Annotated in this window: 22 protein-coding genes; 13 read left to right on the forward strand and 9 right to left on the reverse strand. The window is 55.7% G+C overall.

The window, feature by feature from the left end; all coding sequences use genetic code 11:
* Positions 1 to 38: 38 nt before the first annotated feature.
* On the forward strand, positions 39 to 476 hold the full coding sequence (rpiB, locus tag RUDLU_RS0107825; RefSeq protein ID WP_019987810.1) for a ribose 5-phosphate isomerase B: 438 nt from the start codon (positions 39 to 41) through the stop codon (positions 474 to 476).
* Between the two features lie 6 nt (positions 477 to 482).
* Here rpiB and RUDLU_RS0107830 read toward each other — a convergent pair whose 3' ends face one another.
* Positions 483 to 1,892, reverse strand: a complete 1,410-nt coding sequence (locus RUDLU_RS0107830) for a hypothetical protein (protein WP_027302864.1) — start codon at positions 1,890 to 1,892, stop codon at positions 483 to 485.
* A 145-nt stretch (positions 1,893 to 2,037) separates the two neighbouring features.
* On the opposite strand from RUDLU_RS0107830, the gene rbfA reads away from it, so the two are divergent.
* The gene (gene rbfA, locus RUDLU_RS0107835; protein WP_019987812.1) at positions 2,038 to 2,418 is read left to right on the forward strand and encodes a 30S ribosome-binding factor RbfA; all 381 of its coding nucleotides are present in this window, start codon (positions 2,038 to 2,040) and stop codon (positions 2,416 to 2,418) included.
* Positions 2,419 to 2,502: 84 nt separating this feature from the next.
* Positions 2,503 to 3,735 (forward strand): ABC transporter permease, encoded by a 1,233-nt coding sequence (locus tag RUDLU_RS0107840; RefSeq protein ID WP_019987813.1) that lies wholly within the window; start codon positions 2,503 to 2,505, stop codon positions 3,733 to 3,735.
* Positions 3,736 to 3,956: 221 nt separating this feature from the next.
* Here the strand turns inward: RUDLU_RS0107840 and RUDLU_RS0107845 are convergent, their stop codons facing one another.
* Positions 3,957 to 5,033 (reverse strand): DNA/RNA non-specific endonuclease, encoded by a 1,077-nt coding sequence (locus tag RUDLU_RS0107845; RefSeq protein WP_019987814.1) that lies wholly within the window; start codon positions 5,031 to 5,033, stop codon positions 3,957 to 3,959.
* Between the two features lie 81 nt (positions 5,034 to 5,114).
* On the opposite strand from RUDLU_RS0107845, the gene RUDLU_RS0107850 reads away from it, so the two are divergent.
* Positions 5,115 to 6,344, forward strand: coding sequence for a BaiN/RdsA family NAD(P)/FAD-dependent oxidoreductase (locus RUDLU_RS0107850; protein WP_019987815.1), 1,230 nt, complete (start codon positions 5,115 to 5,117; stop codon positions 6,342 to 6,344).
* 155 nt (positions 6,345 to 6,499) lie between these two features.
* On the opposite strand, the gene glgP is transcribed toward RUDLU_RS0107850, so the two are convergent.
* The 4 genes from glgP to RUDLU_RS0107870 form a co-directional block, all read right to left on the reverse strand.
* Positions 6,500 to 8,164 (reverse strand): alpha-glucan family phosphorylase, encoded by a 1,665-nt coding sequence (gene glgP / locus RUDLU_RS0107855; protein WP_027302865.1) that lies wholly within the window; start codon positions 8,162 to 8,164, stop codon positions 6,500 to 6,502.
* Between the two features lie 268 nt (positions 8,165 to 8,432).
* Complete coding sequence (locus RUDLU_RS0107860; protein ID WP_019987817.1) at positions 8,433 to 9,176, reverse strand: ferritin-like domain-containing protein; 744 nt, start codon at positions 9,174 to 9,176, stop codon at positions 8,433 to 8,435.
* Between the two features lie 14 nt (positions 9,177 to 9,190).
* Positions 9,191 to 9,886 (reverse strand): ferritin-like domain-containing protein, encoded by a 696-nt coding sequence (locus RUDLU_RS0107865; protein ID WP_019987818.1) that lies wholly within the window; start codon positions 9,884 to 9,886, stop codon positions 9,191 to 9,193.
* A gap of 177 nt (positions 9,887 to 10,063) precedes the next feature.
* Positions 10,064 to 10,387: a hypothetical protein gene (locus tag RUDLU_RS0107870; RefSeq protein WP_019987819.1), complete on the reverse strand. Its 324-nt coding sequence runs from the start codon at positions 10,385 to 10,387 to the stop codon at positions 10,064 to 10,066.
* 169 nt (positions 10,388 to 10,556) lie between these two features.
* On the opposite strand from RUDLU_RS0107870, the gene RUDLU_RS0107875 reads away from it, so the two are divergent.
* The 4 genes from RUDLU_RS0107875 (at position 10,557) to RUDLU_RS0107890 (ending at position 13,904) form a co-directional block, all read left to right on the forward strand.
* Positions 10,557 to 11,294, forward strand: a complete 738-nt coding sequence (locus RUDLU_RS0107875) for an electron transfer flavoprotein subunit beta/FixA family protein (protein ID WP_019987820.1) — start codon at positions 10,557 to 10,559, stop codon at positions 11,292 to 11,294.
* Between the two features lie 70 nt (positions 11,295 to 11,364).
* Complete coding sequence (locus RUDLU_RS0107880; protein WP_019987821.1) at positions 11,365 to 12,327, forward strand: electron transfer flavoprotein subunit alpha/FixB family protein; 963 nt, start codon at positions 11,365 to 11,367, stop codon at positions 12,325 to 12,327.
* 334 nt (positions 12,328 to 12,661) lie between these two features.
* A complete protein-coding gene (locus RUDLU_RS0107885; RefSeq protein WP_019987822.1) occupies positions 12,662 to 13,258 on the forward strand; it encodes a bifunctional nuclease family protein in 597 nt (198 codons plus the stop codon).
* 160 nt (positions 13,259 to 13,418) lie between these two features.
* Complete coding sequence (locus RUDLU_RS0107890) at positions 13,419 to 13,904, forward strand: hypothetical protein (RefSeq protein WP_019987823.1); 486 nt, start codon at positions 13,419 to 13,421, stop codon at positions 13,902 to 13,904.
* Between the two features lie 137 nt (positions 13,905 to 14,041).
* Here RUDLU_RS0107890 and RUDLU_RS0107895 read toward each other — a convergent pair whose 3' ends face one another.
* A complete protein-coding gene (locus RUDLU_RS0107895) occupies positions 14,042 to 14,440 on the reverse strand; it encodes a response regulator (protein WP_019987824.1) in 399 nt (132 codons plus the stop codon).
* Positions 14,441 to 14,561: 121 nt separating this feature from the next.
* On the opposite strand from RUDLU_RS0107895, the gene RUDLU_RS0107900 reads away from it, so the two are divergent.
* From RUDLU_RS0107900 to RUDLU_RS0107910, 3 genes are all read left to right on the forward strand, one after another.
* Positions 14,562 to 15,836: a serine hydrolase domain-containing protein gene (locus tag RUDLU_RS0107900; protein WP_019987825.1), complete on the forward strand. Its 1,275-nt coding sequence runs from the start codon at positions 14,562 to 14,564 to the stop codon at positions 15,834 to 15,836.
* Between the two features lie 147 nt (positions 15,837 to 15,983).
* Positions 15,984 to 16,847: a methylated-DNA--[protein]-cysteine S-methyltransferase gene (locus RUDLU_RS0107905; protein WP_019987826.1), complete on the forward strand. Its 864-nt coding sequence runs from the start codon at positions 15,984 to 15,986 to the stop codon at positions 16,845 to 16,847.
* A gap of 82 nt (positions 16,848 to 16,929) precedes the next feature.
* Positions 16,930 to 17,784: an alpha/beta fold hydrolase gene (locus RUDLU_RS0107910; protein ID WP_019987827.1), complete on the forward strand. Its 855-nt coding sequence runs from the start codon at positions 16,930 to 16,932 to the stop codon at positions 17,782 to 17,784.
* A 49-nt stretch (positions 17,785 to 17,833) separates the two neighbouring features.
* Here the strand turns inward: RUDLU_RS0107910 and pdxR are convergent, their stop codons facing one another.
* Together pdxR and RUDLU_RS0107920 are read right to left on the reverse strand one after the other, a co-directional pair.
* Complete coding sequence (pdxR, locus tag RUDLU_RS0107915) at positions 17,834 to 19,309, reverse strand: MocR-like pyridoxine biosynthesis transcription factor PdxR (RefSeq protein WP_019987828.1); 1,476 nt, start codon at positions 19,307 to 19,309, stop codon at positions 17,834 to 17,836.
* A gap of 37 nt (positions 19,310 to 19,346) precedes the next feature.
* On the reverse strand, positions 19,347 to 21,428 hold the full coding sequence (locus RUDLU_RS0107920; RefSeq protein ID WP_027302867.1) for a glycoside hydrolase family 97 protein: 2,082 nt from the start codon (positions 21,426 to 21,428) through the stop codon (positions 19,347 to 19,349).
* A gap of 296 nt (positions 21,429 to 21,724) precedes the next feature.
* On the opposite strand from RUDLU_RS0107920, the gene RUDLU_RS0107925 reads away from it, so the two are divergent.
* Together RUDLU_RS0107925 and RUDLU_RS0107930 are read left to right on the forward strand one after the other, a co-directional pair.
* Positions 21,725 to 22,606 (forward strand): cell division protein FtsX, encoded by an 882-nt coding sequence (locus RUDLU_RS0107925; protein ID WP_027302868.1) that lies wholly within the window; start codon positions 21,725 to 21,727, stop codon positions 22,604 to 22,606.
* A gap of 172 nt (positions 22,607 to 22,778) precedes the next feature.
* A complete protein-coding gene (locus RUDLU_RS0107930; protein WP_019987831.1) occupies positions 22,779 to 23,123 on the forward strand; it encodes a DUF3098 domain-containing protein in 345 nt (114 codons plus the stop codon).
* The last annotated feature ends 65 nt before the right edge of the window (positions 23,124 to 23,188 follow it).

The following is a 23,188-nucleotide window of genomic DNA, read 5'->3' on the forward strand; positions in this document are numbered from 1 at the left end:
CCTAAAATTTGTTCAATTCCTACCAAACTGTTTAGTCAATGAGCCTGCGCATTGCCATCGGAGCCGACCATGCTGGTTTCACCTACAAAGAAGCGATTCGTCAACACCTGACCGATGGTGGCTACACCGTGGAAGATTTCGGCACGTATTCGACCGATTCGGCCGATTACGCCGATTTTGCGCACCCCGTAGCCTCGGCCGTGGAAGAGCACCGTGCCGACTGGGGCATTCTGATTTGTGGCAGTGGGCAGGGCGTTTCCATGACGGCCAACAAGCATCAGGGTGTCCGGGCGGCTTTGGTCTGGAAACCCGAAATTGCGGCCCTCACCCGGCAGCACAACAACGCCAACGTACTTTGCCTGCCCGAACGGTTTATCTCGCTCGACGATGCTCTCGAATGCGTTCGGTTGTTTCTCGAAACCGAGTTTGAAGGCGGCCGCCACGAGCGCCGGGTACAGAAAATGGCCTGCGCGTAAGTTTGGTTACCGACGCTGATACACGCCCGGCGTACCCGTCGGGCGGTACATAGCCCCTAAAGCCGGAGCCCGTTGAAAGAGTTTTTCGACCACATTTTCGCGGTCGATGATGTACGTAGGCGGGTCTTCGCGGAAATGAGCGTACACATTCACCACAGCCTCGTAGTTGTCGAGGTTGCGGAGGTCGTACTTGGCCAGGTCCCAGTTGAGGTACGGGGTAGCGGGGCGGTTTTGCCAGTACGCACTCAGATCTTCGCCAATCACCAGCAGTTTCTGGTTACGAATGTCGCCGGGCAAAGGCGAAGGCTTCACCTGTAGCTTGTCGAGCCGCCCCACATTAATGCCCGGAAGAATACCCAGGGCCCCCTGATAAAAGATGCCCAGCATCAGGGCAACCAGGCCGGTAAACGTCAGTTCGGCCAGCCACGCCTTGCGGACGTTCATGAAGTACAGCACGGCGAAGAACGCCATGGGCGGCACAAAAATCAGGAAGCCCATAGGCGCAATAAACGGCATGAGCGCAATGGTCAGCACGGCCGCAAACGCCCAGAAAAGCATGATTTGCTGGCACCGTTGCTGAAAGTTGACGTACCGGTTGGGCGAGTTGAACAGGCTAAAAAAGCCCAAAACCCCAATTCCGAGCGGCACAATCAGCGACACGATCAAGGCCCGGTAGTCGGACAGGGCGTATTGCCGAACCCGAAATACCGACGCCAGCAGGTTACGGTTAAAATCGTCGAGACTGTCGTTGAGGTAATAAAAAAGGACCGTGACGGCCACCGGAAACGCAAACCCAAACAAGGTAAGCGAATGCTGCCGGAAGGTAGCCCCCGTAAAGAGCAGCAGCGAGGCCGACGCCCAGATAATAAACACCGCCGAGGGTAGATAACACAAGGCCGCCAAACCCACGTAAATACCTACTTCAAAGACTTCGTCGGTTACGCCCTGACGTTCGAGTTGCTTGATGAGCGTACCGAAAGCCAGCAACAAAAACGAAGTTGAGAGTAACACGGGCGAGAGCGTCAGGCAGTCGAACGAAAGGTGCAGAAACAGGGCGTAGAGCAGGCCCGGCCAGAAATTACGGTCGGGGTACACATCGCGGTTGTTCATGACGTAGTTGAAGTACACGATCTGAAACACCGACACCACCGTTGCCATAGCGTGCAAAGCCCCCTGCGACCGCCCAAACAACGCGTGCAGCACCCGGTACACCAGGGCCGACAGCGGGCTCACACTGTCCCAGATGTCGCGGTACAGCAAATACCCCTGACTCATTTGTTCGCCCACGAGCATCCAGTTCAGCTCTGGAATGAGCAAGGGCAGGGGCGAAATCAGAAAAGGAATTCGGATAATAAGCAGCAGCACCATCAGGCTGATGTACTGATACGGTGCGTACGTTCGGAAAAAACTCAGCATATTGGCGAGCAATAATGGGCGATCAGCTAACCCAGAAAACGGCCCCACGTTAAACACTGTTGGCGGCTCGCTGTTCACTGTTCACTGATGCGAAGTTACGGCGCATTTCGGCTATCTGAAAAAAGGTACGGATATTTGCATACACATGGAATCGAAACGACAACAAAAGGTGGCCCGGCAGTTGCAGAAAGACCTCGGCGAGATTTTTCAGCGCGAACTGCCTCACTTCTTCAACGGGGCCTTTATTACGGTGACCAACGTACGGGTCTCGCCCGACCTGAGCGTGGCCCGCGTGTACCTGAGCTTCTTGGGCACTAAAAATAAGGAGATGCTCCTCGACGATATTCGGGAGAAAAGCCGCGCAATCCGGCAGTCGCTGGGCGAGCGCGTGCGGCATCAGCTCCGCATTGTGCCCGAATTGAATTTCTTCGTGGACGATACGGCCGAGTATGCCGAAAAAATGGACAAGCTTTTTGCCGGTCTCGACATTCCGCCCGCACCCGAAGACGAGGACGAAGAAAATTAATGAGTGAGAGAGTGAATGAGCGAAAGAGTGGTGCTAAGTACCTGTTTCGCTCTTTCACTCTTTCACTCATTCACTCATTCCACAATGAATCTGCCCTTCTTTATTGCCCGCCGGTACTTTTTCACACGTAAAAAACGCGGCTTCATCGGCTGGCTCTCCATCCTGTCTATTATCGGGGTAGGCGTTGGTACGATGGCGCTTGTGGTGGTGCTGTCGGTATTCAACGGCATGGAAGAGCTTAACCGAACCTTGTTTCGCTCGGTAGAGGCCGACCTGACCATTTCGCCCCGGCAAGGCAAACGCTTTGAGGCTCCCCCCACCCTACTCACGGCCCTCGGTCGCACACCCGGCGCCGACCTGGTTACGCCCGTCATTCAGGACAATGCCCTCGCCCGGTACAACGGCGCGCAAACCGTAGTGACCGTAAAAGGCGTGGCCAACAACTATTTGCAACGTTCGCAGCTCGACTCGGCCCTCGTCGACGGGCGGTTTCGGCTCCAGACCAACGGCATCAACTACGCCATTGTGGCCGAAGGCATCCGCAACGACCTGAGCATTGTGACGCAGGACATTCTGACCCCGCTCGAACTGCTGTACCCGCAAAATCAGAGTGGTAGCCGAACGCTCAACTTACTGAGCGAAAACGCCTTTTCGACGCAGGCCCTGACGGTGTCGGGGGTGTTTTTTGTAGACGCCCAGCAGTACGGTGATTTTGTGATTGCCCCCCTGCCCGTTGTGCGCGAACTGGTGGGCTACGGCCCCAACGAGCTGACGAGTATTGAGCTGCAATTGAAACCCGGCACCGATCTGGCAGCGGCCAAGGCTGCCGTACAAACGCTGGCCGGCGATAAACTCCTGGTACGCGACCGCGACGACCTGAATGTAGACCTGTACCGGGCCATCAACATCGAAAAGCTGACCGTGGGCCTTACGCTTTCGTTTATTATCCTGATTGCGTCGGTCAATATTTTCTTCTCGCTCTCGATGCTCGTCATCGAAAAGAAAAACGACATCCGTACCCTCCTGGCACTCGGTGCTACACCAGGTCTTATTCGGCGGGTATTCCTCACCGAGGGGGCCATCATCTCGCTTTCTGGGGCTGTTACGGGCTTAGTGCTGGGCGTTGGGCTGTGCTGGTTACAGGAACGGTACGGGCTTGTGGGCGTTGGCACCACCTCGTCTATCATCGACGCTTACCCGGTCCGGGTCGATACAACCGACCTTTGGATCACAGCCCTGATTGTACTCGGTATTACGGCCCTTACCTCGTGGTTTCCGGCCCAGCGAGCCGCCAAAATCCGCCAGACAACGAATTAAGTGAACAATGTAGAATGTAGAATGCATTTCAGTACTGGACATTCGGACTTCAGACACTGGACGTTAGACTTACTACCATTCTGTAGGTAGGTCTAATGTCCAACATCTAATGTCCAGTACTGAAGAATGCATAACAAATAGCTTGATTAGCTACTGGCAATCAGCGATTTCATTATGCATTTTACACTATTCATTATACATTCAGTTCTGCTTGATTACACCTAATACCTAAACCATTCGTCCGGTTTGCGGCTGCTTTCCAGTCGGCGTTCCAGATCATCGGGGATAAACGGAAAGAAATCGATGCCGGTGAGCCGCTCAATCTGGTCCACAGGCACCACAAACGACCGGAGGGGCTCGTTGGAAGGCTCATTGTTCATCAGAAACCCAATCATCCGGATGTCGGGGTTGTTGCAGTACAAAATCACTTTATAAAACTGCTCAGGCACAGCAACTTCCACCTTTTTCCCGATTGTTTCCAGACCCGGCTTCAGCACGGGCCCGGTCACCACGTACACCCCCCGGTCGCGCCGGGCCCAGGTACGCACCTGATCTTCCAGCTCTTTCCAGATACCCCGGTTGAACTGTGGAGCCTGCGGACTCACGTTGCTCATGTAAAACGACTCGCGGGTGAGCCGTTGCGAAAACTTAAAATCGCCAGCCGGTGCCAGGTGCCCCCGGTCGTAGCCCGAGCGCGTATAGTCGGTGGGGTATGCCGTGCCGCTTTCCACGAGCGGATCGGGTTGGAATCGCTCGTAATCGCGCTCCGCATCGCCCGTGGTTTCAAACGCCAGCAGCGGATAGGCCACCCAATCGGCCTGTTCGTACTGATCGCGGTACCGAAGAATGTAGCCATCGTGCCGCACAATCTCGTCGGACGACGTAAAGGCAGGCAGAATAAAATCGGGTTTCTTCTCAAAATCGAACCGCCGGTTACCCGATTGGCTCGCCTGTTCGTCGGGGGTACTCTCGTCGGCCGTCCGCTCGTCGCTCGCGCTACCCTCATCCGAGGCACTATTTTCGTCTGAAGCCTCATCGGAAGCGACATCCTCAACCGGCTCGGGCGCTTTGTAGGGGTTGTGTTCTTTCTCCGCCCGGTCCGACGACGGCCCGATACCGACTATACTTTTGAGATCGTTCCAGAAGGCCACGAGTGGTCTGGTGCGGCCACCGTAGTGCAGAAACAACCCCACCATGAAAAAGAAAAACAGTAAAACAAGCGAGTTACCACGCAGTCGGAACCCACGCTGATAAACACCGGACCGCCGATAGTGCGATTTGTTAGAACGAAAAAACATAGTACAAAGGTAAGCAGGGTTGTGGTTTTGGGGCTTCGTGTACGAATGAAACCCGGAACCGGGTATGACTGTTAGGCGGGTATGTCTTCATTACGCATTGCCGTGATCGGCGGGGGCGCGGCCGGGTTCTTCGGGGCCATTACCGCAGCCGAAACCTACCCCGATGCGACGGTCACGATCTACGAGAAAAGCCGGCAGGTATTGGGCAAGGTACGGGTTTCGGGCGGGGGGCGCTGCAATGTCACCCACGCCTGTTTCGACAACCGGCAGTTTATAAAGCATTACCCACGGGGCGAACGCTGGTTGCGGCCCTTGCTCAATCAGTTCGATGCGCAGGCCACCGTGCGTTGGTTCGAGTCGCGGGGGGTAACCCTCAAAACTGAGGCCGACGGGCGCATGTTTCCCACCACCGACTCGTCCGAAACGATCATCCACTGCCTGACCCGCACCGCCGACCGGCTGGGCGTTCGGGTACGTACAAGCTGCGGCATTGCGGCCCTCACACCGGCCGAGGGGCACTGGACGCTGCAACTCCAAACCGGCGAAACCCTCACTGCCGACCGCGTGCTGGTGGCCGTGGGCGGGTATCCGCAAAGCCCGTCGTACGGCTGGCTACCGCCCGTAACCGAGCCCGACGCGCTGGTGTCGCCGGTACCCTCACTGTTTACCTTCAACACACCCGACAATCCCCTGCTGGCTCTGGCGGGCGTGTCGGTGCCCAACGCGCTGGTGAGTGTGCAGGGTACGAACCAACGCCAAAGCGGTCCCCTGCTCATTACGCACTGGGGATTTAGTGGCCCGGCTATTCTGCGGCTCTCGGCCTGGGCTGCCCGCGACCTCGCCGGTGTCGACTACCGGTTTACGCTCCGCATTCAATGGCTTGGCGACCGCACCGAGGCCCAAATCCGCGACGGCTTTACCCTGTTCCGGCAGCAGCATCCCAAAAAGCTGGTTACCTCCCAAAACCCGTTTGGGTTACCCGGTCGGCTGTGGGATGCTTTTTGTGCCGAAGCGGGCGTCACGGAGGTTACCCGCTGGAGCGAACTGCCGGGTAAAGCCCAGAACCGGCTCGTCGAAAAACTAACCAACAGTCAGTTTGCCGTCAGCGGCAAAAGCACGTTTAAGGATGAATTTGTAACCTGCGGGGGCATTGCCACGGGTAGCCTGAATCCGCAAACACTGGAAAGCACCACCCACCCCGGTCTGTTTTTCGCGGGCGAAGTAATCGACGTAGACGGTATTACGGGCGGTTTCAATTTCCAGAATGCCTGGACCACAGGCTACATTGCCGGGAAGCATTTGGGGCGGTAAGGGTTTCTGGTTTTTAGTTTGTCGTTTGTGGTTTGTGGTTTGTGGTTGTGCTGATTGATAGCGTGTTTGCCCGGAATCAAGTTACGTGAAAAACGGGAAGCCAGCCGCCAAAAACGATGAACCAAAAACGATAAACTAAAAACCAGCTAACTGACCTAATACACCCGCTCGTAGTACTCCCGTGCCATGCGGGCCGAGGTGAAATACGCGTTGACATCGGCCATACTCCGAAGCTGAAGTGCGCGCCAGGCTTCGGGTCGGTCGTAATACATCGGCAGAATATCTTCTTCCAGCAGCCGGTACAGGTGCTCGCGGTCGTGCGTATCGGGGTTCCGAAAATCCGCATCGCCTGGCGTGGGTACAATAAATGCGTTCTGATCGGGGCCATCCGGTTTGGCAAACTCACAGATCCAGCCGTCGTTTGTCGACAGGTTAATAGCACCGTTCATGGCGGCCGTCATTCCGCTCGTACCCGAGGCTTCGCGCGGAACAATGGGCGTATTCATCCACACATCGGCTCCGTCTTTCAACGCTTTAGAGAGCGCCAGTTCGTAGCCCGTCAGCACAGCCATACGCGGGTACAGGTGGCTCAGATAATACAGGTGATTGAATGTCCGCACGGCCCCCTCATCGAACGGGTACGGCTTACCGGCCCAAACCATCTGCACCGGATAATCGCGGTTGTTCATAAGCCGCCGGAAACGCTCACCATCCTGCGTGAGCAAGTCTGGGCGCTTATACCCCGCAAACCGACGGGCCCACACAATGGTCAGTATAGCGGGATCGAACAGCTTACCGACCTGATCGGCAATGATGTTGAACAGGGGCTGCTTCATGGCCTTTTTGCGGGCCGCCAGCGTCCGGCTGTCGGCGGCAGACCGAGCGGCATCCAGCTGGGTATCGGCCCAGTAGCCATGATTCTGCGCGTTGGTCACGTGTGTAATCTCGCAGATGCCCGCGTACGAACCCCACATCCGGCGCGATACCTCACCGTGCAGTTTCGAAACCCCGTTGGCTTTGCGGCTCAGGCGAAGGGCCACCAGCGAGTGGTTGAAAATACTATCGTCGACTCCCGCTATTTGCCGTACCCGTTCCAGTGGTAAGCCACCAAAAAAGCCCAGCCGTTGCAGAAACCCAATATCATGTTTTTCGTTGCCAGCCTCTTCGGGCGTGTGGGTTGTAAACACCATCCGCCCGCGTACGGCCTCTACGCTGCCCAACGTCTGATACAGATGAAAAGCCGCCGACAACGCGTGGGCTTCGTTGAGGTGATACACCTCAGGGGCATAATTGATCTGATCCAGGAATTTGGCTCCGCCTAAGCCCAGCACCATGCACTGCGACACTTTCAGGGCCGAATCGGCATCGTACAATCGGTACGAAATACTCCGGGCGTCGGTATCGTTTCCGGCGACGTCGGTCGTCAGAAAAAACATCGGCACCGTGTTGAAATGCTTCGGGTCTAAGTAATAAGCCTCTACCCAAACCGGCCGACCGGCAATGTCGATCGTAAACCGAACACCGGTATTTTGCAGAAACCCGTAGATTTTCTCCCGAAACTGAACATCCATGGCATTGTCCGTCCGGCGAATCTGATCGTAATACCCATATTTCCACAGCATCCCGATCCCGATCAGATTCTGACGCTCGTCGAAAGCACTTTTCATGTGCGAACCCGCCAGAAAACCAAGCCCGCCTGAGTACACTTTCAGGGCCTGATCAACGGCAAATTCCATGGAAAAGTAAGCGACCGATTTACGGTAAGCCGGAGCAAACGAATACGGATGCCGAAAGGCCGGTGGCAATTGTGATGAAGTCATGGGGCACAAGTACGAGTAAATGGGATACTAAAAATGAAGGGCCAAAGGTACAACGAAAGCCCCACTCGCATGATAACCGGCTAATATAGAGACGGCCTGGCAAGCCGATCAACCTCAGGTAACATCCTGTAAATTAAGCTCAAACTCAAAGATCCGCCAGCTAACAAAGCCCATATTTTAACCACATTTCAAGGTAGGCCTGTATGCAAACGGGCGAGCGGAGAAATCCGCTCGCCCGTTTGCATACGCCGATTGATACGATTGTTTATTACAGGTACGGCTGCGCAATAGCCAGCACGGCCGCGCGGTCGAGAGGCTCGTCGAACGCTTCGCGAACCCGGTCGGCACTCTTGCCCGTCAGGGCTACCAGATCAACACCGGCCTGGCTTGTTACGGCCTCGCCCGCATACACCGGAGCCGGTGCCTCGTCGGTAGCCGATACCCAGCCCCGCAGGCCCCGCAACCGGCGAACTTCCGATGCGTGCCGCGCTTCGACCGAGTGAATTTGCAGCGCAGTCGTGAGCACGTCCATACCCAGCAGATTACCCGCCTGACCTTTGTAAGCCCGCACCCCGGTATCTTCAAAAGCCTGCGCCAGCAACAAAAACGTTTGGTAATCGGTAAACGTGGCCGCCGGGTATTTAAACGCCGGTTTGGCAACGGCCGCCGAGCCCAGGGCCCCGCGAAGCAGCGCTACGTGGGCTGTTTCGTGCTTACCGATCTGGGTAAAGATGGCTTTGTCGGCCGCCGGAATCAGGTTAGCAGCGGCATTGCCTTTCTGGTAGTAATCGTCTTCGAGGTACTCCAGCGTGAGGGCGTAGTTGAGCACATCCTGCACCGACGACGACTGTGCGTAGGCCTCGTTGAGTACACTGGCCATAACGGCCGGTGCCGACACAGTGAGGGCTTTTGAGCCCAGTCTCAGCAGGCTCCGCCGTGAATAATAACCCAACCGCTCGGTGGCATCGCCATCTACGGCTTCGATATCCTGAAATAATTTGAATAAGTTCATGGGGTCAGCCTGGTTTACTTGGGCAGATTGTTAGCCGTGATAGTTGTACGAACAAAGGGTTGCGCCAGCGGCAACACCACCGAGGGTGCACTCGCCGGATCGAGGCCCGTAGCGGGCGTTACCACGTCGTCGCCCGCGAAACTGGTTGTTTTGGGGCTCAACAACGACCGAATAGCGGCTGCGTGCCGTGCTTCGACCGACACAATCTTGCCCGCCAGCAAGAGGTAGTTCACGTCTTTGATCAGCTTACCCGCGCCGTTGTAAGCCGCCACGCCCAGATCTTCGAAGGTCTTGGCCGCATTGAGTACACTGGCCCGATCAGCAAAGTTGATAGCCGAGAAGTTAACTTCGAGGCTGGCGATGGCATTGTTGCCCAGAGCCGCCTTGAAAAAGTCGCGGTGAATAATTTCGTGGTCCCGGATTTCGGTGAGCAGGCTACGCTCGGCATCGGTAATACCCGAGTACGGCGTAGCAATTACCTGCGTGTAAAAAGCGGCTTCGAGCTGCTCCAGCGCATACGCATAATTCAGAATCCCGACGTCGCCCGAACCCAGATCAACCGTAGCCGCCGAAATGGGCGTGGTCATGTAATCCTTGTCAACACACGATTCGAGCAGCACTGCCCCTGTCGCTATGGTCACCCCTGCATACCGCAGAAACAACCGCCGATCTACCGCCTGTTCGGGCCGATCTGTTTTTGTCTTTTCCATACTGTTCTTGCGATTTTAAGCGGCACCGGCGGGCCTGAACGGTTCGGGCGGTACCTGTCATAAGTACGCGCCCGGTTTACGTCTGGATTTTTCCGGTTACCATAATTCAGGCTCAACGCCCGACCAACCGCTGAGAATCAACCCCGTACGAACGAATAAAAAAGACAAAAACGGTCACTACTCTTCGTCGTCCTGAAAGGCACGGTACGCCCGCTGGAGCTCGTCGAAAGTTTTCTGGTTTCCCTGCTGACGCGCCAGTTGCAACCCAAAATCATAATACATGGCCGCCTTGGTTCGGTCGCCGAGGTCGGCGTAGAGCTGTGCGGCATGGTAATACGTGGGCAAATACTGCGGATGTTCGTTGAGGAGTTTTTCGAAATAATGCTGGGCCTGACCGGGGTTGGTGCTCAGGTACTCCATAGCCAGCGCGTAAACATTAAAGGGTTCGTGGGGTTCATCCTGTACGAACTGGAGCAATTGTTGGATTCGTTCGGTATTCATTTGCACAAAAAATTAGTATGCATGCATACTGTTTTTGAAAGAGGTTTGTAAATTAGCCCCGCGAAATTGACGTTTTCGGTTTACAGTTTGCTGTTTACGGTTCGTTTTTACGACTGCGGGCTCACTGAAAACTGAAAACACTAAACTGTCAACTGTAAACTGAATTTTTATGAAAATCTTAGTGTGCGTGACGAGCGTGCCCGACACGACGACCAAGATTACCTTCACTGACAACAACACCAAGCTCAACAAAGCAGGTGTGCAGTTTATCACCGGCCCCTATGACGACTACGCCCTGGCGCGGGCCGTTGAACTGAAGGAACAAACCGGCGCATCGGTTACGGTGCTCAACGTGGGCGAAGCCGACGCGGAGCCCGTTATTCGGAAGTGTCTGGCTATCGGTGCCGACGACGCCATCCGGGTCAATGCCGACCCCGTCGACGCGTATTTCGTAGCCGAGCAGATTGCGGCCATCGCCAAAGAAAACAACTACGACCTGATTCTGATGGGTCGCGAATCGATTGATTACAACGGCGGGCAGGTACACGGTATCGTGGCCGAAATGCTCGGCATTCCGTCGATTTCGCCGGTGATGAAGCTCGACATCTCGGGAACTACCGCCAAAATGACCCGCGAGATCGAGGGCGGCAAAGAAGACCTCGAAGCGAGCCTGCCGCTTGTTTTGGGTTGCCAGGAGCCAATTGCCGAGTGGAAAATCCCGAACATGCGCGGCATCATGACCGCCCGTACCAAGCCCCTGAAGGTGGTAGAACCGAGCAGCCGCGAAACCCTGACCCAGGTGGTTAGCTACGAATTGCCCGCTCCGCGTGGGGCTGTCAAAATGATCCCCGCCGATCAGGCCGAAACACTCATTCAACTGCTCCGTACCGAAGCGAAAGTCATTTAATTCAATGAACAACGAACAACTATCAACGAACAGTTAAAGGAGTTGTTCGTTGCTAACTGTTAACTGAACCATGTCAGTCCTCATTTTTGTCGAGTTAGACGAAGGTAAAATCAAGAAGTCCTCACAGGAGGCTATATTCTACGGCGCTAAGGTGGCCGGTATGATGGGAACAGCGGCTACGGCTGTTGTACTTGGGCAGGCCGACAGTACCGAACTCGCTACGGCGGGTCGGTTTGGGGCTACCAAAGTGCTGCACGCTGCCGATGGCAAACTGAACGAACCCAACGGTATGGCTTATGCGTCGGTGGTGGCTGCGGCCGCTCAGCAGGAAGGCGCCAAGGTAATCGTGCTGGCCAAATCGTCGCTGGCCGATGCCATGGCGGCCCGGTTGGCGGGTAAACTCAAAGCAGGTCTGGCGGCTAACGTCATCGACCTGCCTCAGCTCGGCGGTAGCTTCCGTGTGAAGCGCAGCATCTACACGGGTAAGGCTTTTGCCGAAACCGAGCTGACGGCCGAGACCAAGATTCTGGCCATCAAGAAAAATACCATCACGCCCGAAGAGACCGACGCAACGGCTTCGGTCGACGCATTCAGCCCCGCCCTGAACGATGGCGATTTTGGTCTGAAAGTGACGCATACCGAAAAAGCGACGGGCGATGTTCTCCTGCCCGAAGCCGACCTGGTGGTGTCGGCAGGTCGTGGCTTGAAAGGCCCTGAAAACTGGGCTATTGTAGAAGACCTGGCCAAAGCCCTGGGTGCAGCGACAGCCTGCTCGAAACCGGTATCGGATCTCGACTGGCGGCCCCACCACGAGCACGTGGGCCAAACGGGTATCAAAGTAAGCCCGAACCTGTACATTGCCGCCGGTATTTCGGGCGCCATTCAGCACCTGGCGGGGGTCAACTCGTCGAAGGTGATTGTGGTGATTAACAAAGACCCCGAAGCCCCGTTCTTCAAATCGGCCGATTACGGTATTGTAGGCGATGTGTTTGAGGTACTCCCTCGCCTGACAAAGGCTGTTCAGGCCCTGTAAAGGCCCGACGAACGAACCGTTTTACTGAAATAGCCAGTGCCCGCAAGGCCACTGGCTATTTTTTTGTCTATTTGCCAACCTGGGGCTTGCCTGCTCACGACATTAATCGGTGGTTGGGCTGGGGCTGAGTAAAGGGGTAACCCACAGGCCATAACCTTACAATACGGGCCAAAAATGAACGAATGGGCGTGAACTCCCCTATGGGTATTGTAGTTATCTGATAAGCCCCTGCCCGTCCGGTCTTGAGAGCCGTTTTGGTTTGTCAGGTGCGCTTTCACTACAGAAAGAAACCCCCAGACAAACAAGCAAACAGACAAACAGGTAAATTCGCGCCGTGGAAAAAATTAAGTTAGAAATATTAGGTTTATCGCCCAGCCAGTCGCAGGCGGGTTCGTTTGCCCTGGTACTTGGCGAAGAGTACGGAAATCGCCGGCTGCCGATTATCATTGGCATGTTCGAAGCCCAGGCAATAGCTATAGAAATTGAGAAGATTGTGCCCAACCGGCCCATGACCCATGACCTCTTCAAGCAGTTTGCGGAGAAGTTTAAGTTTACGGTTCGGGAAATCGTGATCTCCGATTTGCGCGAAGGTATATTCTTCGCCCGGATTGTTTGCTCCGACGGCGTCCGGGAAACGGTTGTCGACGCGCGCCCGTCCGATGCCATTGCCATCGGTATCCGGTTCGGGGTGCCTATTTTCACCTACGAAGCGGTGCTTTCGGAAGCCGGTATCACTACCAGCGCGGCCGATGAAGAAGACGAAGAACAACAGGAAGTGGTGCGTTCGTCGAGCCGGCAACCCCGCGCTTTTGGCGAGCAACTGAAAGACATGACCGTGGACGAACTCCAGAAGATGCTCGACGAAGCCCTCGGCAGCGAAGAGTACGAACGGGCCGCCAAAATCCGCGATGAAATCAGCAAACGGAACTAATTTTTATTAGGCATTAACTACCTGACCAGCAAGAAGCCCCGCCGAATGGCGGGGCTTCTTTTTTTGGCATACTTCTTGCGCCACATACGTTTGGTTGAATACTAACGTTGTTTAACCGGCTTGACATCCCAAATTCACCAGCATTATTCTTTCGCAAACCATGAAACGTTCGTTCCTGTTTTTCGCCTTGTTTCTGGGCTTTTTGACTTCCTGCAAGCAGTTAGGTGGCAAAAACGAAGCCGAGGTTGATCCCCGCGATCAGTACGTAGGTGTTTACGACAACGGTGGCTACACCGGGCAGGTATTTATTGGTTCTATTGTATCGGAGCGGCCTTCGGGTACGGTTACAATCACCGTGGGTAAAGCCGCAGCTCCCAAAGAGCTGACCATGACGTTCCTGTACAACAAGGGCAAGCAGTTTGAATACACCGAAAAACTGACCGCCGAACTCGACGGCAGCAAGTTTAAGATTATCGACAAAAAATCGGAGCAAATCACCGTGGGCGTAACCACCATCGATGCCCCCTATCAGGGCAACGGTGAGTTTGCCGACGGAACCAAATTTGCCCTGACCACCAGCTCGGAGAAAGATCAGTCGGGCACGATTGTTAAAAAAGTGCTGGGCATCACCGGTTTTAAAAAATAAGACGTTATTCGTCTCTCGTTCAGAAAGCTTCCGGCCTCCCGGAGGCTTTTTTTGTGGTCGGATCGAGTCGACGATCACAAAAAAAGCCCGGTTAAAAACCGAGCTAACCGCATTGACATGAGGTCAATTAGTACGGATTAATCGCCACAAATAATCTGCCCCGACTTGATGGTCTGCGCCAACATTTCGTAGGTAGCGGGCTTGGTCAGAAAGGCACAGGCCCCGAGCGCTTTGCTCCGTTCCTGATCGTGCACATCGCTTGAGGTAGTCAAGATAGCCACGGGCACCTGCTTCCAGGCCGCGTGCTCTTTGAGCGCCTTCAGCGTATCGAAGCCATTCATGCGCGGCATATTAAGGTCCACTAATACCAATTCGGGCAGGGCGGTATCGGGGTGCTGCTCAATATGCAGCAGAAGTTCTTCTCCGTCTTCGAAACAAACCAGTTCGGTCTCGGAAAAATGCTGTTGAAACGTCAACTTTGCAAAAAACCGGTCGTCCTCATCGTCGTCGACTAAATAAATTAGGGAAGAAGCCATGCGTTTAGTTTGGTACATGCATGTAACGAGAAGTACGCCCAAAAAATTCGATGTCAGGGTCCCTGTTTTTAGGTAACGTCCGTAGTTTCACTCCCCTGTTTCTCCTTAACACAACCCGCTTATGCGCTCTGTTTTTACCCTTCTTTTTCTTTACCTGCAATTAACCGTTTCGGCCCAGAAACCACTTGCTCCGGTGTTGCAGGAGGCCCGTCCTGAAACCGTCGGCATGAGTGCCGAACGGCTCCAGCGGCTCGACCGAGTGGTACAACAATACATCGACGAAGGCAAACAGGCCGGGGTGGCGGTGCTGATTGCCCGCCACGGAAAAATCGTGCACCACAAGGCCTACGGCTACGACAATCTGGCCCAGAAAACCCCGCTTCGGCGCGACGCCATCTTCCGAATTGCCTCTCAAACCAAAGCCATTACGAGCATGGGGGTACTTATTCTGCTGGAAGAAGGTAAGCTCCTGCTCGACGACCCTGTTTCGAAATACATTCCGGCTTTTAAATCGACGCCGGTGCTGGATAAATTCAACGAGAAAGACACCTCGTTCACCACCGTTCCGGCCCGGCGCGAGATTACCATCCGGCACCTGCTCACGCACACTTCGGGCATTGGCTACCCGCAAATTGGCAGCAAAGAGGCCAACGCTATCTACGCTAAATATTCGATTCCGAGCGGTATCGGCACCCCCAACGCTAACCTGGCCGAAGCGGTCGATCGGTTGGCGAAGTTGCCCCTGCTGAGTCAGCCCGGCGAGCGTTGGATTTACAGCCTGAGCATCGACGTACTGGGGCGGCTTATTGAGGTCGTGTCGGGGCAATCGCTCGATGCCTTTCTGCGTGCCCGGCTGTTTGAGCCCCTTGGCATGAACGACACGTTTTTTTACCTGCCTGCATCCAAACACAACCGCCTGACCACCCTCTACACCGAAGATGCCGATAAGAAAACGATTCCGTACCCGGCTCGTAATGGTCAAAGCGCCGACTACCCCAAACAAGCGGGCGGTTTTTACTCGGGCGGAGCGGGCCTGTCATCAACCCTCCTCGACTATGCTATTTTCCTGCAAATGGTCATGAACGGCGGCACGTACAACGGCAAACGGATTCTGAGTCCCACCACCATCCGCATGGCCCTGAGCAACCAAATCGGTGACCTGAACGTGGGCACGGGCAAGTTTGGCCTTGGGTTCGCCCTGACCACCGAGAAAGGAGCCGCCCGGATGCCCATTTCGGAAGGGTCGTTCGACTGGGGTGGCTACTTCGGCACTACCTACTGGGGCGACCCCAAAGAAGGGGTAGTTGCCCTGATATACACCCAAAAAGTACCCAACTCCTTCGGCGACCTCACCGACAAGTTTAAGGTACTGGTGTATCAGGCGATTGGGGAATAAGAAATGAGGAGGAAGGGACAAGGGACAAAGTATTCCTCCCCTTCCTCCTTTTTCCCTTTCCTCCCTTCCTCACTTTTTTCCGCAAGAATCGGGTTGATCGTCGTAGCCAGGCTGACGACCTTTGAAGTGATTAAACAACACCTCCTGATGAACCCGAACAACGCATATACGTACGAGCAGATTGCCCGCGCCATCGAACACCTGAACCGAACGTTTCGGGATCAGCCAACCCTGGGCGAACTGGCCGAGCAGGCCAACGTCAGCGCGTTTCACTTTCAGCGGCTTTTCAGCGAATGGGCGGGTGTGAGCCCCAAAAAATTCAGCCAGTACCTCACCCTCGAATACGCCAAAGAGCGGCTCCGGCAGGGTGCCCCGCTCACGGCCGCAGCTCAGGACGCGGGCCTGTCGGGCACGGGGCGCCTGCACGATCTGTTTGTTTCGATTGAAGGCGTCACGCCGGGTCAGTTCAAGCAGGGTGGAGCCGGACTTACCATGCAGTATGGCCTTTTTGAAAGCCCATTTGGTACGTATGTGCTCGGCGCGTTCGAAGAGAAAATTACCGTTTTACAGTTCCTCGATCCGGCCGACGATCCGCTTCTCCGGCTCCAAACTACCTGGCCTGAGGCCACCTGGCAGCACCATCCGGCAGCCGTACAGGCACTGGCCTCGCTTATTTTCCCTGCCCTCAACGCCGGTTATTCAGGGCCTAGCCGCCCCCTGCCCGTGTTGCTGCGTGGGTCGGTCTTTCAGTTGAAAGTGTGGGAAGCCCTGCTGCGAATACCGGAGGGCCAACTGGCCAGTTACGATCAAATTGCCGAGGCCATTGGGCAACCCACTGCCTCGCGGGCCGTGGGTACCGCTATCGGCAGCAACCCCATCGGTTACCTCATTCCCTGCCATCGGGTCATCAAAAAAACAGGCCTGTTTGGCGGCTACCGCTGGGGTCCCGACCGTAAGCAAGCCATGCTCGGCTGGGAGGCCGCCCGTTGTGAAGTAGGCCTCCGGGTCTGACGGGCCGGGCGGCAAATCCAGTGTACAGCTCATCTCTGTCCGTAATTCCGGTTAACTTGGCCCGACAACCCGACGTCTGGCCATGCCTTACACTCTCGAACATCACTACGTCCAAACCAACGGCATCCGACTGCATGTAGTGCAGGCCGGCCCCGCGGCAGGCCCACTCATTGTTCTGTTGCATGGTTTCCCGGAGTTCTGGTACGGCTGGCAGCACCAGATTCTGCCCCTGGCCGAAGCGGGTTTCCGGGTGTGGGTGCCCGATGGGCGTGGCTACAACCTGAGCGATAAACCAGCGAACACAGCCGCCTACAACCTCGACGAACTGGCCGCCGATGTGGTTGGCCTTATTGATGCGGCTGGAAAAGAAAAAGCCATTGTGGTTGGGCACGACTGGGGCGCAGCCGTGGCCTGGTGGGTGGCTGCTACGTATCCCGAACGGGTCGATCGGCTGGTGACGGTCAATGTACCCCACCCGGCCGTTATGAAACAGTTTACCCGACGGCAGCCCCGGCAGATGCTCCGAAGCTGGTACATCGGTTTCTTTCAGCTCCCGGTGCTCCCCGAAGTTTTATCGCGGTTGGGAAACTGGTCGGCCCTGGTGCGAACTCTTCAGTCGAGCAGCCGACCCGGTACGTTCTCGACCGATGACTTAAAGCTTTACCGCGCTGCGTGGTCGCAACCGGGGGCTATTCGGGCCATGATTAACTGGTACCGGGCGCTGGCACGGCACCCGCCCCGTCGACGGGCGCAACGCCGAATCACTGTACCAACTTTGTTGATATGGGGGGCTCAGGATCGGTTTCTGATGCGTGAGATGGCCCAACCCAGCATTGACCTCTGCGAACAGGGACGGGTTGTTTATTTTGAAACAGCCACCCACTGGGTTCAACACGAAGAAGCCGAGGCCGTTACGAACTTGATTATTAATGGATAGCACTTCGATCACCGCCTGATTGGCAAGATAACAGCAAAGTACCCTGTAGCTATTTCCCCATTTCTAAAACCCGTTTCAGCACGGCCACAGCCTGGGTTAACTCATCCTCAGTACTGGAAGCAAACCCCAGCCGGGTGCTGTTGAGCCATTTGCCAGCCGGGTTGTGCACCAGCCCCGGCGACAAATAAAGCCCGGCCCGCAAGGCACGCTCCGCCAAACGCGCCAGATCGACGGCCGGATCAAACGTGGCCCAGATAGCCATGCCCCCATCGGGTTTCTGAAATTGCACCCAATCGGGCAGTTCGTGGGTAAGCATCGCACACACATGGTCGCGCCGGCTCTGATACGCCCGCAACGACTTTCGGAAATGCCGCTTCATCTCGCCCGTGTGAAACAACTGACCCACTGCGTATTCGAGCACGATATCGCCCTGTCGGTCAATAATCCGCCGAAACCGGGCCAACTCGTCGATCAGGTCGGTTGGCGCAACCACATACCCAACCCGAAACCCCGGCGACACCGATTTGGTGAGTGAGCCCACGTAGATCACCAAACCATGCCGGTCGGCGCTGGCCAGGGGCAAAATCGGGCGACCCAGGTAATGATAGTCAAAATCGTAGTCGTCTTCGAGCACCGCAAACCGATATTGCTCGGCCAGTTGCAATAGCCGTACCCGGCGGTCGGCCCGGAGGGTTACGGTGGTGGGGTAGTGGTGGTGGGGCGTCACGTACACCATCCGAACAGACTGCCGCTCGCACAGGTGCGCCAGCGCGTCTACGTCGAGCCCGTGCTCATCCATCGGCACCGTGTGTACCGTAGCCCCAGCCCGGCGGGCGTTCATGGTAGCCCCAGCCCAGGTGGTTTCGCCCGTCACGACCACGTCGCCCGGTTGCAGCAACACCTGACAACTCAGGTACAACCCCATGATACTGCCCCGTGTGATCAGAATATTGTCGGGCGTGGTGCGGAGGCCCCGCGTTGCATTGAGATACTTCGACAGCTCCTCGCGCAGCAGCGGATGGCCTTTCACATCGCCATAGCCTACATGCGCCTGCGGGTTGCCCCAATGCAGGTACGACCGATACGCCCGGCTCATAGAGTCGAGCGGAGCCAGCCGGGCATCCGGGAAGCCATCGTCGAAGCGTAATCCTACCGGGCTGCTGAGTACAGGGCGCTCCAACTCAACCCGACGGGCAAAGGCAAAACCCGTTTGGGTGCCCATGCGGGTGGGCGTCCCGGCATCCAACGGTTGCGGCTGTATGTTGGGCAGGTGCGATGCGACAAACGTGCCGCTTCCGGGTCGGCTTTCGATCCAGCCCTGCGCCAGCAGATCGTCGTAAGCAGCCACCACGGTTTGCCGGTGCACGCCGAGCCACAGGGCCAGTTGGCGGGTACCGGGCAATCGTTGACGAGCGGGTAAAGTACCCGCCCGGATCAGTTGGCCCAACTGCCCGCTCAACTGCTCGTACACGGGTTGTGCAGCCGCTTTGTCGAGCTGTATCAGCGTTTTGAAAGGCAATGTCATCGGCTCACGAGGTTGAAAACGTCAAGTGCAGTATTCGCTACAACTTACGAAACCGAATGGCGCACCCACCCCCTTTAGCCAGGCGCAAGGTCAGTTTAGATACGCGGGTGACGCGTTGCTTCTCAATCGTGTACGCTTCCGGGTTGGTGTCCCAATCGGCGTTATCGGCGTCGCGGTAAAGGGTTGCTTCATACGTGGCTCCGGCATCCAGAAAATCGAGCGGCAAGGGCAGCGAGCGGCTGTTTTCGTCGGTGATTGCCCCCAGAAACCAGTCATTGGAACCCTTCCCTTTCCGGGCCGTCATGACGTATTCGCCCGGTTCGGCCGCCAGAATCCGGGTATCGTCCCAATCCACGGGCACATCACGTACAAACTGGAAGGCATCCAGATATTTCAGGTAATTTTCGGGCAGATCAGCAGCCATCTGAAGCGGGCTGTACAGCGTCACGAAGAGAGCCAGTTGCTTGGCCAGCGTGGTACGAACCCGCGTGGTACGGGTGCTCTCAAACTGGTTGAGCCTCATATGGAACAGCCCCGGTGTGAAGTCCATTGGGCCGCCCAGCATCCGCGTAAACGGCAGTATGGTGGTATGTTCGGGCGTGATGCCGAGCGTGGGCGCATTATTGAACTCACTACCCCGGGCGGCTTCGCTCGCCAACCAGTTTGGGTACGTACGATGCAGGCCCGTCGGGCGCGACGACTCGTGCGAATCGACCATGACTTTGTACTGAGCCGCCTTTTCGGCCACCCGTTGGTAGTGGTTGTTCATCCACTGCCCGTCATGATGTTCGCCACGGGGGATAATCCGGCCTACGTAGCCTGTTTTTACCGTATTGATCTCTTTAGAGCGCATGTACCCAAAAGCCGCATCCATCCGTCGTTCGTAATTGGTGACCGACCCCGATGTTTCATGATGCATAATGAGCCGGACGCCCTTTTGCCGGGCGTAGGCCGTAAGGGCGTCGATGTCGTAGTCGGGGTAAGGCGTCACAAAATCAAACACCTCCTCTTTCCAGTTGCCGAACCAGTCTTCCCAACCCACGTTCCAACCCTCAACCAGCACGCCATCGAAACCGTACTGAGCCGCAAAGTCAATGTATTTTTTCACATTGGCCGTGTTGGCCCCGTGTTTCCCACCCGCCAGGGGCCAGTTGGCTTTCCCAACGTGCATTTCCCACCACATACCCACAAACTTCTGGGGTTTGATCCAGGAGGGGTCGGCAATGCGAGACGGCTCATTGAGGTTCAGAATCAGTTTAGACGACAGCAAATCCGTTGCTTTATCACTTACAATCACCGTCCGCCAGGGCGTTTTTGTGGGCGTTTGCAGATACGCTTTGTTGCCCACAGCATCGGGTACCAGCTGCGCCCTGAACGTAAGCCGGGCCTTATCGAGCCGCACGTGCATCACCGGGTAGTTCAGTACTGCAGCCTCAAACAGACTGATATACAAGCCCGAAGCGGTTTTCATCAGCAACGGTGTTTGCACGGCATCCGGCCCGATAATGGCTTGCAGGGCAATGTCTTTCTCTTTGGCCGCAGCCGCCACCGCGTCTATCTCGCTCAGCTTAGTGGTATTGTAAAGGTACTCGTTGGTGTCGTAATCGCCCGGAATCCAGAACGTCTGATGATCGGCCGCCATCCGAAACTCCGTGTTCTCGTCGGCAACTACAAAATGCTGAAAATCGGACTGCTGCGGAAACTCGTACCGAAAACCCAGCCCGTCGTTGAACACCCGGAACCGAACCACCATCTGTACAGCCGGGCTTGTCTGACCTGCCAGCCGAAGGGCCAATTCGTTGTATTGGTTCCGAATTTGAGCCACCTCACCCCATACCGGTTTCCAGGTCTCATCGGTCTGCGATGAATCCGTCGATACAAGCCGGAATCGGTTAAGTGTCAACGTGGGTTTACTCAGGGTAAAGCCAAGGGCCGAGGGCTGCACTACAGGCTGCCCCTGCAACGTAAGGGCATAGGTAAGCTCACCCGTAGCATTGACGCTGACCGTGAGCCGAATGCGCTTATCCGGCGACGACATCGTGCGAGTCGTTTGACTATAGCAGACGGCAGAAAACGTACTAAGCCAGCAGAGGGTAACCAGAAAATAGAGAGACTTCATACAAGGCAGATTGGTTAAACGGCCTATTTCAGTTGCCCAGACCCGGCACTTGAAACAGTCTGGCAAACTACAAACTTTAGCGCAACAACAGACAAAGACCTCAGCGGTACTGCCGACTACAGCCTGTGTCTCTGCGCCCCATTTGGGACGGCAACGGGCGTCGGCTCCTCTTAATTTTTCCTAAATCGCCCGACCAGCCGCTAATAAAAAAGTGGCTTTCTACAGAAACCGTTATTTTTGTACCCATACGGTACGGGATTCAATGATTGGGTCTCGCCGGTCGTTTAACAGTCTACATGGCGCGTAGAAAGAAAAAAGTTGGTCGGTACCCCGGAGGTCTCATCTTGTTCAGCATGACGGTGGCCCTGTTTCTGATTGGGTTTTGCGGTTTGCTGGCTCTCCAGTCGAAGCGGCTCGTGACGTATATCCGCGAAAACTACGAGGTACGGGTGTTTCTGGACCGCGACATCGACTCTGCAAAAGCCGAACCGGTGTACAAAAAGATTGTGGCTCGCCCGTACGTGCTGACGGCCAACGGACAGCCGCAGGTCAATTTTGTGAGCCGCGATGCCGCAGCCCGCGAGTTTATTGCCGAAACCAAAGAAGATTTCAAGACGTTTCTGGACGATAACCCCCTGCACGACAGCTACCGAATCCGGCTGGCCGAAGACTACTTCGAAGAGGCTAAACTGCAGGCGGTCAAGAAAGACCTGGAGGCTATCGACGGTATTTCGGAGGCCGTGTACCAGGAGAACCTGGTCGATACGATCAACCGTAACATCAATAAGATTTACATTGTGATGACGGGCTTTGCGGTGGTGCTGCTGCTCATCATTGTGTTGCTCATGAACAACACCATTCGGCTGGCGTTGTATTCACAGCGGATGCTCATTCGGAGTATGCAGCTGGTAGGTGCCACCAACGGGTTTATTACCCGCCCCTTTCTCTTGCGGGGCTTGTGGCAGGGCCTGCTGGCCGGACTGATTGCCTCGGGTTTGCTGGTGGCTTTACAACAGGCGGCCGTGTATAACCTGCCCGAATTGGCGGTGTTGCAGGAGCCCGTGAAAATAGCGATGGTGCTGGGGGCGCTGGTGGTACTGGGCATGCTGATTGGTTTTGTTAGCACCTATCAGGCCGTACACCGTTACTTAGGCGTTTCGCTCGACGAACTGTATTAAGAGAATGTACAATGAATAGTGTGTACTGAATAATTGGTTTGTGTGCTGGCTATCAGCCCTTTCATTATACATTTTACACTGTTCATTATACATTCAATTCAACTTCAGTACTTAAAACAGCCTTCGGGCCGGACAACCTGTTGCCCCCGGAAGCGTAAACCGACATAAAGACATGGCAAAAGGTAAATCGTTAATGACTCCTGTGCCGAGCCGTACGGACAAGACCGCGGCCCGGCCTGCCTCGGCGGCAGCCTCACCGGTTGTCGAAGTGGCCCCCGCGGAAGAGCGCGTCGTATCGACAACGCCCAAATCGACGGTAAGCGCGATGCCCTTTGGCGCGGCCAACTACCGGCTGATGGCCATTGGCCTGGCGGTTATTCTGGCGGGCTTCTTTATTATGACGCTCGACAAAGAAGAATTTGGCTTCGGCTTTCTGGGCCTGACCCTCGGGCCGCTGGTGGTTCTGAGCGGCTTTATCGTCGAATTCTTCGCGATTCTGAAGAATCCGAAGGCCTGATTGGCCCCCTCGGAGCAAGTTGAGGTTTGGGAAATCAATAGGGATTTTCCAAACCTCAACCTATT

The sequence above is a fragment of the Rudanella lutea DSM 19387 genome (assembly GCF_000383955.1).
In the GTDB taxonomy this organism is placed as follows: Bacteria; Bacteroidota; Bacteroidia; order Cytophagales; family Spirosomataceae; genus Rudanella; species Rudanella lutea.